The 13,281-nt window shown below is 49.5% G+C and carries 13 protein-coding genes and 2 tRNA genes; 10 read left to right on the forward strand and 5 right to left on the reverse strand.

The window, feature by feature from the left end:
• The gene (locus J5069_RS00895; protein WP_264642089.1) at positions 1-927 is read left to right on the forward strand and encodes an Rpn family recombination-promoting nuclease/putative transposase; all 927 of its coding nucleotides are present in this window, start codon (positions 1-3) and stop codon (positions 925-927) included.
• A gap of 73 nt (positions 928-1,000) precedes the next feature.
• Here J5069_RS00895 and J5069_RS00900 read toward each other — a convergent pair whose 3' ends face one another.
• Positions 1,001-1,921: a hypothetical protein gene (locus J5069_RS00900; protein WP_264642090.1), complete on the reverse strand. Its 921-nt coding sequence runs from the start codon at positions 1,919-1,921 to the stop codon at positions 1,001-1,003.
• A gap of 532 nt (positions 1,922-2,453) precedes the next feature.
• On the opposite strand from J5069_RS00900, the gene J5069_RS00905 reads away from it, so the two are divergent.
• On the forward strand, positions 2,454-3,368 hold the full coding sequence (locus J5069_RS00905; protein ID WP_264642091.1) for an Rpn family recombination-promoting nuclease/putative transposase: 915 nt from the start codon (positions 2,454-2,456) through the stop codon (positions 3,366-3,368).
• A 350-nt stretch (positions 3,369-3,718) separates the two neighbouring features.
• On the opposite strand, the gene J5069_RS00910 is transcribed toward J5069_RS00905, so the two are convergent.
• Positions 3,719-4,069 carry a hypothetical protein gene (locus tag J5069_RS00910; protein WP_264642092.1) on the reverse strand — a complete coding sequence of 117 codons (351 nt, stop codon included), beginning with the start codon at positions 4,067-4,069 and terminating at the stop codon, positions 3,719-3,721.
• A 139-nt stretch (positions 4,070-4,208) separates the two neighbouring features.
• Here J5069_RS00910 and J5069_RS00915 point away from each other — a divergent pair, with 139 nt between their 5' ends.
• Positions 4,209-4,379: a hypothetical protein gene (locus J5069_RS00915; protein WP_164669135.1), complete on the forward strand. Its 171-nt coding sequence runs from the start codon at positions 4,209-4,211 to the stop codon at positions 4,377-4,379.
• Positions 4,380-4,465: 86 nt separating this feature from the next.
• On the opposite strand, the gene J5069_RS00920 is transcribed toward J5069_RS00915, so the two are convergent.
• The 3 genes from J5069_RS00920 to mtfA all read right to left on the reverse strand — a co-directional run bounded on the left by J5069_RS00920 (position 4,466) and on the right by mtfA (position 6,886).
• Positions 4,466-5,749, reverse strand: a complete 1,284-nt coding sequence (locus J5069_RS00920; RefSeq protein WP_264642093.1) for a tyrosine-type recombinase/integrase — start codon at positions 5,747-5,749, stop codon at positions 4,466-4,468.
• Between the two features lie 161 nt (positions 5,750-5,910).
• Positions 5,911-5,986: transfer RNA gene (locus J5069_RS00925), tRNA-Asn, on the reverse strand.
• A gap of 108 nt (positions 5,987-6,094) precedes the next feature.
• A complete protein-coding gene (gene mtfA / locus J5069_RS00930; RefSeq protein ID WP_264642094.1) occupies positions 6,095-6,886 on the reverse strand; it encodes a DgsA anti-repressor MtfA in 792 nt (263 codons plus the stop codon).
• Between the two features lie 96 nt (positions 6,887-6,982).
• Here mtfA and J5069_RS00935 point away from each other — a divergent pair.
• From J5069_RS00935 to J5069_RS00965, 7 genes are all read left to right on the forward strand, one after another.
• Positions 6,983-7,072 (forward strand) — tRNA-Ser (locus J5069_RS00935).
• Between the two features lie 329 nt (positions 7,073-7,401).
• Complete coding sequence (locus J5069_RS00940) at positions 7,402-8,667, forward strand: CobW family GTP-binding protein (protein ID WP_264642095.1); 1,266 nt, start codon at positions 7,402-7,404, stop codon at positions 8,665-8,667.
• Positions 8,668-8,789: 122 nt separating this feature from the next.
• Positions 8,790-9,512, forward strand: coding sequence for a zinc ABC transporter ATP-binding protein AztA (aztA, locus tag J5069_RS00945; RefSeq protein ID WP_264643680.1), 723 nt, complete (start codon positions 8,790-8,792; stop codon positions 9,510-9,512).
• Positions 9,512-10,399, forward strand: coding sequence for a zinc ABC transporter permease AztB (gene aztB, locus J5069_RS00950; RefSeq protein WP_264643681.1), 888 nt, complete (start codon positions 9,512-9,514; stop codon positions 10,397-10,399). Before aztA ends, aztB begins: the two co-directional genes overlap by 1 nt.
• A gap of 15 nt (positions 10,400-10,414) precedes the next feature.
• Positions 10,415-11,362, forward strand: a complete 948-nt coding sequence (gene aztC, locus J5069_RS00955) for a zinc ABC transporter substrate-binding protein AztC (protein WP_264642097.1) — start codon at positions 10,415-10,417, stop codon at positions 11,360-11,362.
• Positions 11,363-11,420: 58 nt separating this feature from the next.
• Positions 11,421-12,677 (forward strand): zinc metallochaperone AztD, encoded by a 1,257-nt coding sequence (gene aztD, locus J5069_RS00960; protein ID WP_264642099.1) that lies wholly within the window; start codon positions 11,421-11,423, stop codon positions 12,675-12,677.
• A 190-nt stretch (positions 12,678-12,867) separates the two neighbouring features.
• Positions 12,868-13,035, forward strand: coding sequence for a YqaE/Pmp3 family membrane protein (locus J5069_RS00965; protein WP_264642100.1), 168 nt, complete (start codon positions 12,868-12,870; stop codon positions 13,033-13,035).
• Positions 13,036-13,281 lie beyond the last annotated feature (246 nt).

A 13,281-nucleotide genomic window follows, 5' to 3' on the forward strand; every position in this document is an offset into this window, starting at 1 on the left:
ATGAAAAAGAGCAGCAACACGCCGACGCCCCATGATGCGGCTTTCAAACAGTTTCTGACCAACCCGGATACCGCCAGAGATTTTATGCAACTGCATTTGCCTGGCGAACTGCGGGAGCTGTGTGACCTTACCACCCTGAAGCTTGAGTCAGGCTCTTTTATTGAAGAAGACCTGCGCACCTACTTCAGCGATGTGCTCTACAGCGTAAAAACGCGGGTAGGGAAAGGGTATATTCATGTGCTGATTGAGCACCAAAGCTCAGCGGATAAGCACATGGCATTTCGCCTGATGAGATACGCCATCGCGGCCATGCAGAAGCATCTTGATGCGAAACACAAGACATTACCGCTGGTTATCCCGATACTGTTTTATGCAGGCAGCCCCAGCCCCTATCCGTATTCCACCAACTGGTTAGACGGATTCGATCGTCCGGACGTGGCTGAACGGCTTTACGGTAACCCTTTCCCGCTGGTGGATGTGACAGTGATCCCGGATGATGAGATCATGGAGCATCGCAGCATGGCGGCGCTGACTCTGTTGCAAAAGCACATTCGTCAGCGCGATCTGGCGGAGTTGATGGACAGACTGGTGACGCTGCTGCTGGCGGGTTACATGACCAGACAACAGACGATATCACTGGTAAACTACATGGTAGAGGCAGGAGACGCGTTAGACGTAGAGGCTTTTGTCCGAGAACTGGCATACCGTGTGCCACAGCATGAGGAAGAACTGATGACCATAGCGCAGCGACTCGAGCAGAAGGGTATTGAAAAAGGCATTGAGCAGGGCGTTGAATTAGGAAAGCGCAGTGAACGCCTGGCTATACTGAAAATTGTTAGCACCATGCGGCAGAATGGCATGGATGATGCGGCTGTAATGAAAATGACTGGGCTGACAGCAGAGGAGCTTGCGCAACTGCATCAGTAATCGCTTATCAAGCAACAACGCGCGTTGTGAGCATGGGCGATGAGTATGCCTGAGTCTGTCTTCATAGTGAGTTTTATCCTTTCAATATATGAGGCTTGCCGCGTTCAAGCGCTGCTTTCAATGTATCGCCACTGAGTCGATCGCTGAGCCCGTCAGCCAGAGCCCACTGCTCAAAGATAGACACCAGTTTATACGGCTGATTAATTAATGGGCTGATGATTTCATTATGCTTACAGGCAAGCCAAAAAAAACGTGATTGAGGAAATGACATACGCGTGGATGATGGCGCTGTTGATTCTTTTTTTGATAATATTCCACGAAGTTTATCGAGTTCGGCCTGACGGAGTACGAAAAAAGCATCCTGAGGGATATGATGGATAGGAAAATAACCCGTTTTACAATGATCAGTTAGATAGCATGAAGGAATATGCTGATTAATCTCTTTCGCTAATGCCCTGGGCAACCTCGTTATTTGCTGCTTTATCCTATCGGATAATGAATTTATTTCAAATACTTGAAATAATTCTCCGTCATGTATGACTGAGATACCATAATTTGCACCACAATTTTGCGACAAGGGACGACGTAGATGAAGCGTAGCTGCCAATAATCGTTGTATTTCAAAAAACTCATGACCAATTAACGCCGTGTCAATGATTGGAGAATTAGGAGATATATACTCACCTGTTGTACTGGGTATTAAATCGTTTCCGTTAATGAAGTTGTGAGTATCAAGAAAACATAAACGGTTAACCAATGAATCATCAACTTTAATCAGATGTATTTTACCTTTCGATAGACTGACTCTTCTGAGTTTAATCGGTGATTGAAAGTAAATAGATAAATGTAGTTTGTTGCACAGAGCATATCTGTATATGTAACTGTCTGATAAATCCAGACTGGCTTGTTTTTTCATAATGTGAACAGCTTCATTAACTGTCACCCAATCGGACATCTTGCTGCCAGCTTTTGCATATGGATCACGTCGTTGCATAACACGCCTCCTTGTGGTTAATGCTGACTTTACGGTGCTGTCATTAATTATTATGTCAAATTTAAACAGTGTGTGTCGATAATTCAACACCTCCCAATTGTAAAAAATAAAAAGTCGAATGATTAAGCCTGCGTTAGGTGTTTTCAGAATAATGCTTGTGACTTTTAGCAGGTTGGGTTTGGGAATGTTCAGTAGCGGGAAAAAAGAAATGAAATCTTTATTTGCAAAGATGATTTTAATAAATAAATGCGAGTGGGAAAAAAGAAATAATATGAAGAATATTCTGTTAATGCAAGACGCCTCGTAAATATACCCCAACCATCCTCACTGACGGTTGGGGTCTTATCACAGTCAGACAGTTAGCTTGCTGGTTAGCGCTTGCGCGCGCTCTTGCATATCGGTGAGGGCTGGTATAAGCAGGCAGATAGCCGTCAGTCCATGACCTATATTGCCTAAGAATCACGTTCTCTTTGACGAAGCGGAGAGGTCAGGGTGGTTAATATCGTGTCAGACGACTTTCGAGCCTGACACAATGAAAAAGAGCAGCAGCACGCCGACGCCTCATGATGCAACTTTCAAGCAGTTTCTGGCAAACTCAGATACCGCCAGAGATTTTATGCAACTGCATTTGCCTGGCGAATTACGGGAGTTGTGTGACCTTACCACTCTGAAACTCGAGTCAGGCTCTTTTATTGAAGATGACCTGCGCGCCTACTTCAGCGATGTGCTCTACAGCGTAAAAACGCGGGTAGGGGAAGGGTATATTCATGTGCTGATTGAGCACCAGAGCTCAGCGGACAAGCACATGGCATTTCGCCTGATGAGATACGCCATCGCGGCCATGCAGAAGCATCTCGACGCGAAACACAAGACATTACCGCTGGTGATCCCGATACTGTTTTATGCAGGCAGTCCCAGCCCCTATCCCTATTCCACCAACTGGTTAGACGGATTCGATCGTCCGGACGTGGCTGAACGGCTTTACGGTAACCCTTTCCCTCTGGTGGATGTGACAGTGATCCCGGATGATGAGATCATGGAGCATCGCAGCATGGCGGCGCTGACTCTGCTGCAAAAGCACATTCGTCAGCGCGATCTAGCGGAGTTGATGGACAGGTTGGTGACGCTGTTGCTGGCGGGGTACATGACCAGACAACAGACGATATCACTGGTAAACTACATGGTAGAGGCAGGAGATGCGTTAGACGTTGAGGCCTTTGTCCGTGAACTGGCATACCGTGTGCCACAGCATGAGGAAGAACTGATGACCATAGCACAGCGACTCGAGCAGAAGGGTATTGAGAAAGGCATGGAATTAGGAAAGCGTAGTGAACGCCTGGCTATACTGAAAATCGTTAGCACCATGCGGCAGAATGGCATGGATGATGCCGCCGTGATGAAAATGACAGGGCTGACAGCAGAGGAATTGGCGCAACTGCATCAGTAATTGCTTATCAAGTAACAATGCGAACCAAGAACCGGGGAGCCACCGCTCTCTGCATGTTATGCCGCGCAGTTCTTTATTCCTTCAGTACATCAGACTTATCGCGTTCAAACTCTTCATACCATTGATCATCACCACGTTGTGACTTTGTCGTTATTCAATCTATAGCAAGTGTCTTCGTGCGATATATGTTAGCTGGCGTAGGAGGCTATTTGTGTAAGCACCGGGAACATGACAAAGGCATGCGATAACCACGGGGTATGCGATACGAAAAATGGTCGTTATACCGCTAGACCAACAAAAAGCCCTGACCGTTAACGATCACGGCAGAGCTTTAATGGGCAGTGCTACATTCAGAGAGTGGTCTTGGTGGTCAGCGCTTGCGCGCGCTCTTGCATATCGGTGAGGGCAGGTATAAGCAGGCAGATAGCCGTCAGCCCATGACCTAATTGGCACAGGCTCTCAGGCGTGGATTCGTAGACCTCATTCTCGGCAAAGGTGATCAGAGCATCACCGATAAAATTGAGGCAATGACAAAGCCCGGCACGCGCTTCGGCACAGTAATAGGCAGTCAGCGACAACTCATCCTTGTCCATGCTTGCGAAGTCCAGATGAGCCAGTGCGGCGCTCATGGCAGAATAGAGGCTATCGCACTCCGCCAGTGATTGATAAGGCGTGCTCGTGTTACAATCGATATCAGCCATAGCATTAATCTCCTTAATGTTGTGGTCAGAAGTCCGGTTAGTGTTCCTAGCACTGCCGGGCTTCGCTCTTGCAGTTGCAAAGCACCGTGTAATTGCGGTGTAATTACAACGATACCATGCTAGGGAATTTGTAATTACAATGTCAAGTGAAAAATCAAAAACAGACCAGTACCAAATCCGGCTTTCTCACGAGTTTCGAGCACAACTGGAAGAACAAGCCCATAAGGATGGTGATAAGACATTGGCTACGTGGATAAAGCGCGTTTTGCGCAAGGAACTCCAGACACGCGGTATTGAACCAAAAGGTTAAGTGAGTCTGGTTGGGGCCAACTGTATTACATGGCCCCAGGCTAACCTTTTCGCCAAGAGAAAGACCGAAACGGCTAACTCACTGCTTTATCCACTGACCTGGCTCATTTCATTTTCCCGACAGCTCCTCGCATAAATATACGGTGCAACGTATCCCTCCCGATTCGCATCCAGATAATCCGACCACCACTGCATCATCGCAATTCGGGCATGAAGGTGCTCCGCTTTATGGACATAGGCTGCCCGCACGCTGTTGCGCTCCTGATGGCTCATTTGGCGCTCGACCGCGTCCCGTGACCACAATTCTGATTCCATCAGGGCACTGCATGCCATCGCGCGGAATCCATGACCACAGACATCATTTTTGGTGTCATATCCCATTAACCGCAGTGCCCTGTTAACGGTGTTTTCACTCATCGGTTTAGACGGGTTATGATCGCCGGGGAACACCAATGTCTGATGGCCGGAGATGTCTTGTATCAGTTTCAGAATAACTATCGCTTGTTGGGAAAGGGGGACGAGGTGCGGGGTGCACATTTTCGCTCCGCGCCCCGAGTAGCGCACGTTGGTAATGGCCTCCCGGGTGGCGGGAATGGTCCATATCTTGTTCTTGAAATCAAACTCACCCCAACGGGCAAAGCGCAACTCACTGGAGCGGATAAACAGATGCAGGGTGAGCATCACCGCTAATCGGGTCAAATGTCTTCCGGCCGTATAATCGCCAACGCGCGCCAGCAGCTCCGGCAGGCGCTCCAGCGTAAGGGCAGGGTAATGACGTTTAACCGGCGGTGCGGTTACCCCTTCAAGGTTCAGCGCCGTGTTGTTTTCTACCAGCCCCTGCTGCACGGCGTAACGCATGATGTTGCACAGATACTGCCGGGAGCGGGACGCGACTTCCAGCAATCCTTTTGCTTCGATGCCTTTAAGCAGTGCAGTGAAATGCTGCGTTTTTAACTCCGTCACGAGCATGTTGCCAATCGCCGGAAAGAGATGGTTGTTCATGCTGGCAAGCAGCCGGGCGGCATGGTTTTCTGACCAGGCCTTGTTGCTGCGATGCCAGTTCAGTGCGACGGCCTTAAAGCATTTTTCAGGGGAACCGGCAGTCTTTTCAGCGACACGTTGCTGCATTGGGTTGATGTTGTGCGCCAGCTGCTTGCGAATGCTTTCACTCTGCTGCCGTGCGTTGGCAAGAGTGATCAGCGGATAGGCACCCAAGCTGAGACGGGATTCTTTACCCTTGATGCGATATTTGAGATACCAATTGCGTGAACCGTTGGGATTGACGAGTAAATACAGACCGTGAGAATCGGAGGCTTTGAAAGGTTTAGCGGAAGGTTTTAAGTTGCGGATTTTTAGATCGTTAAGAGCCATTTGGGGGTCACTCCATTATCGAACCAATCTGACCCCAAATCTGACCACCAAATTCGCCCGATGCAGAGGGAAAAGTAAGAACGCATCGGGAAAGGTTTTTACGCTAACCTGTTGAACCTAAAACACATAGGGATTCGCAAGGATGCATAAGAACAAGAATTTGGCTCCTCTGACTGGACTCGAACCAGTGACATACGGATTAACAGTCCGCCGTTCTACCGACTGAACTACAGAGGAATTGCGTAAGCGGGGCGAATATTATCGGTCGGCTGGCAGGCTGTCAACGGTAAATTCGCCCGTATTGTCTGATTGCTTAGGCTGTGTACAGTTAAGGCTAATTCTTCATCAATAGAGTACGGGGGCCCGCTGGTTGGCCTGCTGCCAGGATTGTAATCGCGCCAGTGGGTCTTGCTGGTAGAAGCGACTAAAACAGCCATAAAGTGTCGGAAAACGTTCGAACAGAAGTTCTGGTGCACTAAAGAAGTATTCAGATAGCACCGCGAAGCATTCCGTCGGATCCTGTGCTGCGTAAGGATCCATGCTGGCGGCATCCTCTCCTACTTGATCGATTTCATCTTGTAGTGCTTCCATTGCTGCATGTAACTGCGTTTCCCACTCCACCACATCGCGTAAGGGAATCGGTGGAATACCGGTGGCTTCCCCGCCGTTACGGATATCCAGCTTGTGTGTGACCTCGTGGATAACCAAATTGAACCCCGATAAATCAAAGCTGTCCTGCACTTCTTGCCAGTTCAAGATGATGGGGCCCTGATCCCAGCTTTGGCCGGATTGCACTACTGGCCCGGCGTGCACCAGACCGATATCATCCTGCCATTCATCATTAACAATAAAAGGGCCCGGATAGATTAACACCTCATGAAAGCCGTTTAGCCACTCGATGCCGAGCCGCAGAACGGGCAGGCAAAACAGCAGTGAGATCCGCTGCTCCATAACGGAAGTCAGCGTCAGTCCCTGTAAAGGAATGATGCGTTTTTGATGTAAAAATTCACTGGCAAGCACGATAAGTCGTTGTTGTTCGCTATCGCTCAACGGCGCCAACAGCGGAATAGCAAGGGCATCTTGCCACTGAATAGGGGTGTTTTCCGGTGCGTGCTGCGTTTTCCATGGCCATTTCATCGTCGTGTTGCTCGCTAAGTCGTCACTTGAATACAAAGGCAAGGATATCTGCTGTTAAAATGCCGTAAAACAGGGCATGATAGCAACCACTTAAACGGAGAGGTGCCAGAGCGGCTGAATGGACCGGTCTCGAAAACCGGAGTAGGGGCAACTCTACCGAGGGTTCAAATCCCTCCCTCTCCGCCACATATTCAAGCAGTTATAGCCATTCCCTTCTGTGATTAAAATCCCGCTGAGATGATCTGAGAGAAAATCCAGCTTGCGCGCTGCGCTCGTCGGTACCCATTTCACTCTTTCCTATTGAGACAAAAATAACCCCTGAAACGAAGGGTAATCCCTGAGCTTTCTGCCCTTTCGCTTGTTTTCATTATTCCAGCGTCATGCGGGTGCGTTGTTACTTATCTCAAAACTTTAATTGTTATGTTATAACATAATGAAAATTTGACGGTCATGACGGTTGTGGACTGGGTGTGGGTCTATGCCGGGAAATGACAGGGTGAAAATAGGGGAGGGATATGTCGGATACAGTATCAACGATGAGGTGGGGTAAACGAATACCGCTGATTATTCTCAATGGGTTTCTCGGTGCGGGGAAAACCACATTACTAAAAAGCTTACTGGTTCAAGCCCATAAACGCGACTATGCCGTTGCGGTGATTGTCAATGATATGAGCGAGTTGGATGTCGACGGCGTGCTGATTTCAAATACGGAAATTGTTTCGTCTCACCGCCAAAATATGGTCAGCATCGCCGCCGATAATATCAGTAGTGATACGGGGATTGTGAAACTCGACAACGCCATCACGCGCTTGTTAAGTAGACAAACGGGAAGTGATAAGACGCCTGATTTCATCTTGCTTGAGACCTCTGGCAGTAGTCATCCTCTTCCGCTGGTACGCTATTTTCGCGATCACCCGCAAGTTTGTCTGCATGCTTTCCTGTCGCTGGTAGATGCGGTGATGCTCCATGAGGATTATGACGATGGGCATAGCCTTATCACTGCCTTGCAGCAACATCTGGATCAGGGAAAAAGAGGTGTGGTCAACCTGTTGGCAGAGCAACTTATGTTCTGTAACCAGATAATTTTGACCAAATATGACAGATTACCGCGCGAGACGCTCGCTGACATTGGCGCGGCTATTCATCCATTAAACCCACAGGTTGGCATTATTGCTGTACCGTGGGGAAACCTTGATCTGGAGGCGGTGCTGGCGTTACCTCCTTACGACTTTCACCGTGTCGCGCTGTTGATCGACGAATTGGCCGATGACATTGACACCCGTTGTGCGCCGGAATCAACAGCACCATCGCACTCTGTTCTCTCTTCATGCGTCATTCAGGATGAACGTCCTTTCCATCCTCAGCGGTTGTGGGATATCTACCACCACCATATGGGTACCGGGGTGTATCGCAGTAAAGGGTTTTTCTGGTTGCCGGGAAGGGACGATCTTGCATTGTTGTGGAATCAGGCTGCTGGCAGCATCAGTCTGGCGTTCATTAGCTATTGGAAGTCGGGTGTGCTTGAACATACGGACAATCATTTGACCGCAGAAGAGCGACAGGCACTTCAACAGCAGTTAGCCACATCATCAGGTCGATTTGGCGATCGACATTGTCATCTGACCGTAATCGGCGAGAAAGCGGAAATAGAGGCGTTTGCTACCGTGCTGCGCCAATGCTTTCTTACTGAAGACGAGATTATCTGGTGGAAAACAGGAGGGATATTTGCCGATCCCTGGCCCAGCACGGTTGTTCATTTAAAGGGACACGGCACCCTCTGAGCTGATTTTCACTCGGCCCGACACTCCCCCTCTACAGAAATGGATTTATTGTCATTTACCAATTCTTAATTGTTATGTTATAACGTATCAATTCGTAACCTGTTGTATGGGAAGTGGCAAATATGATTGATGCCTCGGTGCACCTCAATGGATTGGCATTCGGGTATGGCCGTCATCCCGCGATAAAAAGTATCACGGGCACTATTGCCGCGGGCACATTAACGGCGTTGGTAGGGGCTAATGGATCGGGGAAATCGACGTTACTCAAAGGTATTGCCGGCATTTTGCGCCCGATGGCGGGGCGTTATACCAAGGCTCTGGGCGCGCGCATTGCCTATCTGCCACAAACGACTGAACTGGATCGCAGTTTTCCTGCTTGTGTGCGTGATGTGGTTGCGCTTGGGCTATGGCCTGAAAGGGGATTGCTCCGGCGACATCGCGCACAGGAGCGCCAAAGGGTGGTCGATGCATTGACTGCGGTCGGTCTGGCGGGTTTTGAAAACACACCGCTTGCCGCATTGTCAGGGGGGCAATTTCAACGAGCGCTGTTTGCGCGGGTTATTGTGCAAAATGCTCACATCATCCTGCTTGATGAACCGTTTAATGCCATCGATGCAGAAACCACTCGGGTGATGTTGTCGCTCATTAATCACTGGCATCAACAGGGCCGAACGGTGCTGGTGGTTATTCACGATCTCAATCTGGTTAGAGACCACTTTCCTGAAACCCTAGCCGTTAATGGCGAGTTGCTGGCCTGGGGAAAGACTCATGCGGTGCTCGATTCGCTTGCGTCATCACTGTCAGCGGACACATCGTACGCCGTAGCGAATGGGGTTGTGGAATGATGGACTGGCTTTATACCTCTTTATTCGCGCCCTTTATTGAATTTGGTTTTATGCGGCGTGCCCTGCTTGGTGCACTTTTCCTTTGTTTTAGCGCCTGCCCGGTGGGGGTATTTTTAACGTTGCGTCGCATGAGCCTGATGGGGGATGCGATGTCACATGCCATCTTGCCTGGGGCTGCTGTCGGGTTTTTGTTGTTTGGGCTGGATATCGTTCCGATGACGTTGGGGGGCGCTGCCGCAGGGGTGATTGTGGCCCTGAGCGCAGGCGTGGTGTCGCGCTTGACGGTTCAAAAAGAAGATGCAGCCATGGCGGCGTTCTACCTGATTTCTTTGGCGTTCGGTGTACTCATCGTGTCACTGCGTGGTTCCAGCGTCGACTTGATGCACGTGCTGTTCGGTACGGTTCTGGCCTTGGGGAACGACGCGCTGTTGCTGATTTGGTCGGTAACGCTGCTCAGCCTGTTAACACTGTTGGTTTTCTGGCGCGCGCTGATTGCCGAATGTCTGGATCCGCTATTCTTACGATCGGTTTCGCGCTTGGGCTCGCCGGTTCATTTTCTTTTTCTGATGCTTGTCGTGCTCAATCTGGTTGCTGGCTATCAGGCGTTAGGCACGCTGTTATCCGTAGGTGTCATGATTTTACCCGCGGTAACGGCGCGCTTCTGGGCCCAAAGGGTACAAACCATGTGCGCGCTTGCCGTACTGCTGGGGATCGTCGCCTGCGTCAGCGGTCTGCTGTTCTCTTTCCATTTCTCGTTGCCTTCCGGCCCCACCATCATTCTTGCCTGCGGGTTTTTATACCTGTTATCCGCCGCCATCGTTGTGCTGAAAAATAGTCATGTCATCACCCGAATCACTTTTCGTCGAGTGAATAACGGGCAATCCTGAAAGGAGTTAATGGTTATGCGTTTCACTGATTTTTTACGCGGTAATGTGGCGATATTGCTCTTTATCGCTGCGTGGAGTCCTTTACCGGCTAATGCAAAAATACAGGTTATTGCCAGCTTCTCGATTATTGGCGATATCGCCAGCAATATTGGTAAAGAACGCATTGAACTGCGCACGGTTGTTGGGCCAGACAGTGATGCTCACGTGTATGAGCCTTCTCCGGCAGATGCTATTGCGCTGTCCAAAGCAGATGTCATCCTCACTAATGGCTTGCAGCTCGAAGGTTTTATCACGCGTCTGGTTGCCGCGAGTGAAACGTCGGCACAGATAATTGAGGTCACCAAGGGCGCGAATATTATTCAGGATCCCGCTGGTGGGCATTACCATTTTTATAATGGCAAAGCGGTATTTCATGCCGCACCTTTCGATCCCCATGCCTGGCAATCTATTGCCAACGTGCGTGTTTATGTGAAAAACATTGCTGATGCCTTCTGCGTTGCGGATAAACCAGGGTGTGATAGCTATCGGGCCAACGCCAAAATATATGATGCCAGACTGACCCAATTGCATGAATATATTCAACTCAGCATTAAAACGATTCCAGAAAACAGACGCACGGTGGTAGTAGGGCATAATGCATTTCGTTATTTCGAACGTGACTATGGCATTCATTTTTTATCACCGCAAGGGGTGTCGACCGCATCTGAAGCATCTGCGGCCGATGTAGCTGGAATATTAAGAGAAATAAAGAAGAATAACGCGGCAGCGGTATTTTCCGAGAATATCGCAAACTCGCGTCTGGTTGAGCAAATCGCTGCTGAAGCCGGGCTCAATCTCGCCGGTGTGCTCTATTCAGACGCACTATCTGGCGCAGCAGGGCCTGCACCAACCTATATCGAGATGATGCAGCACAACGCCAATACGTTGATTGCTGCGCTGAGTAAAAACCAAAAGACCCAATAATTATCACCGTGACAGGTGAGATTTATCATTGCTGAAAATAATGAATATGGAGATAACCATGAAAAGACACTTATTGTCATTAACCATTGCCACAATATTTATCGGGTTTGCTGCTACACCGTCTTTGGCTGAAGATGTCAATGCCTGGCGTTTATTCGTCGCCGATCATGATAAACCGGTGATCACTGTGATTGATGCGCTTGACGGTGACAAACTGAATACCTTTAGCGTCACAGGACCGGCCACGTTATACCGCAGCGAGAGTGGTGCGGTGGTTTTTGCGGTGCAGGGCAGTGCCAATACCGTAACGGCCCTTTCATCGGGAATTTCTTTCCACGATCACGGCGATCACGCGGATATTGACGTTGATGACCCTGCGTTGCTCAATGTCGAATTTACCGGTGCCAAACCCGGCCACTTTGTGGAGCGGCAAGGCAATGTGGCGCAGTGGTTTGATGGCGAAAAGCATGCACTGCTGTTTAATGAACAAGCCGTTCTGCAAGGCAAAAATGCGGCAACCAGCGTGAACGTTGTGGCGGCGCATCACGGGGTCGCTGTGCCCTACGACCACTATGCTGTCGTCTCAATTCCTAACCCGGAGGATGCTTCCAAACGGCCTGTCGGGGCGCGCGTAGTGGGACTGGATGGGAAAAAAGTGGGTGAAGACGCCTTATGCCCAGGATTGCATGGTTCAGCCGGTTCGGGAAATCGTTATGCGCTGGCATGCAGCACCGGATTATTGCTGATTACGCAAAACACTGCGGCACCGGAAATCAAACATCTGCCTTATTCGCCTTCGCTCCCGCAAGGCAGCGTATCCACGCTGATTGGCGGAAAAGGGATGCAATATTTTATCGGTAATTATGGCCCTGACCGCATTGTGTTGATTGATCCTACCCAGTCTGACAGCTTCCGGTTAATTCAATTGCCAACCCGTCGCGTGCATTTTGCCGTCGATCCGGTGCGCGCTAAATATGCCTATGTGTTTACCGAAGATGGCAAGCTGCATCAGGTTGATGTGATAAAGGGGCAAATTACCCAATCGGTCCGTGTCACCGAACCCTATTCTATGGATGGGCATTGGAACGATCCGCGGCCACGTATTGCGGTGGCTGACGACAAAATTTTTGTTACCGATCCTCTGAAAAGTAAAATACATGTTCTGGATGCCGTGGCATTCACCGAAAGCGGAGAAATCCCGGTTGATGGGCAGCCCTTCAATATTGTGGCTGTAGGCGGTTCCGGCAAGGTGCACGACGACGGACATCATCATCAGCACGAGCATCATCATGATGATGCAAAAAAAGGGAAATGAGGTATCACCTTTTGAGGTGATGTACTCCTGCTGAACTTGAAAAACGGCGCTGTCATGGATGGCGCTGTTTTTTTATTAGCGAATCGCGCTGAATTCATTTGTTTTTTCGCCATCAGAGCGCTTTTGTACTAGGTTGAATAGTGACGGGTTAATGGTAACCCGTGGTTTGTAACGGTGACTGGAGGTGACCATGGGATTCTGGCGTATTGTGTTAACCATTCTTCTTCCGCCGTTGGGTGTGTTATTAGGGAAAGGGGTAGGGCTGGCGTTTTTGCTTAATATCATACTGACATTGCTGGGTTATATTCCGGGCTTGATTCACGCCTTCTGGGTGCAGACTCGGCCTGAAACACACTGAGCGCTTGCCGCGCTGTTGTTCACCAACACCACGGCACGCCGTGGTGTTTCATTTAAAGAGCATTTGCTGCTTTTAGCATCGTTGTGATGTCGATCGTTGACGTCTCTGGCCTTTTTGTGCTCATCAAAGGCGATTGTCATGATATCCCTCATTACTGGCGTAACGGAGAATGGTATTGTTACACCTTCACTGCTGCTGCATTTAACCCTGCTCAAGGCTGATGCGGTGCGGTCTGTTTTCGGGGAT

Origin of the sequence: Candidatus Symbiopectobacterium sp. NZEC127, from assembly GCF_025962675.1 — a bacterium.
In the GTDB taxonomy this organism is placed as follows: Bacteria; Pseudomonadota; Gammaproteobacteria; order Enterobacterales; family Enterobacteriaceae; genus Symbiopectobacterium.

Bases quoted from the DNA above. Each gene is read 5' to 3' on its own strand.
- J5069_RS00895 (WP_264642089.1), top strand. From the start codon at position 1: ATGAAAAAGAGCAGCAACACGCCGACGCCCCATGATGCGGCTTTCAAA.
- J5069_RS00900 (WP_264642090.1), bottom strand. From the start codon at position 1,921: ATGCAACGACGTGATCCATATGCAAAAGCTGGCAGCAAGATGTCCGAT.
- J5069_RS00905 (WP_264642091.1), top strand. From the start codon at position 2,454: ATGAAAAAGAGCAGCAGCACGCCGACGCCTCATGATGCAACTTTCAAG.
- J5069_RS00910 (WP_264642092.1), bottom strand. From the start codon at position 4,069: ATGGCTGATATCGATTGTAACACGAGCACGCCTTATCAATCACTGGCG.
- J5069_RS00915 (WP_164669135.1), top strand. From the start codon at position 4,209: ATGTCAAGTGAAAAATCAAAAACAGACCAGTACCAAATCCGGCTTTCT.
- J5069_RS00920 (WP_264642093.1), bottom strand. From the start codon at position 5,749: ATGGCTCTTAACGATCTAAAAATCCGCAACTTAAAACCTTCCGCTAAA.
- mtfA (WP_264642094.1), bottom strand. From the start codon at position 6,886: ATGAAATGGCCATGGAAAACGCAGCACGCACCGGAAAACACCCCTATT.
- J5069_RS00940 (WP_264642095.1), top strand. From the start codon at position 7,402: ATGTCGGATACAGTATCAACGATGAGGTGGGGTAAACGAATACCGCTG.
- aztA (WP_264643680.1), top strand. From the start codon at position 8,790: ATGATTGATGCCTCGGTGCACCTCAATGGATTGGCATTCGGGTATGGC.
- aztB (WP_264643681.1), top strand. From the start codon at position 9,512: ATGGACTGGCTTTATACCTCTTTATTCGCGCCCTTTATTGAATTTGGT.
- aztC (WP_264642097.1), top strand. From the start codon at position 10,415: ATGCGTTTCACTGATTTTTTACGCGGTAATGTGGCGATATTGCTCTTT.
- aztD (WP_264642099.1), top strand. From the start codon at position 11,421: ATGAAAAGACACTTATTGTCATTAACCATTGCCACAATATTTATCGGG.
- J5069_RS00965 (WP_264642100.1), top strand. From the start codon at position 12,868: ATGGGATTCTGGCGTATTGTGTTAACCATTCTTCTTCCGCCGTTGGGT.